General features: G+C 40.0%; 1 protein-coding gene. It reads right to left on the bottom strand.

Features of this window, described 5'->3' with window-relative positions; translation table 11 throughout:
* Positions 1–235 (bottom strand): 5'-3' exonuclease H3TH domain-containing protein (locus ACYP5M_RS26760; protein ID WP_459735754.1); only part of this gene is annotated, 235 nt, incomplete at both ends.

A 235-nucleotide genomic window follows, 5' to 3' on the forward strand; every position in this document is an offset into this window, starting at 1 on the left:
TGTCCGCTTAACTCATCAATCGACTGCAAAAGGTTTTCAACTGTTTCAAATTGTTGCAATAATTTAAGGGCAGTCTTTTCAACATCTCCCGGAATACCGGGAATTTTGTCAGAGGCATCTCCCATCAGCCCTTTTAAATCAATGATTTGCAAAGGGGATAGACCGTATTTTTCATGTATATGCTTTGGTGTGTATTCCTCAATTTCAGTAATCCCCTTTTTCGTGTTGGAACCCG

This window comes from Peribacillus sp. N1, from assembly GCF_054600815.1.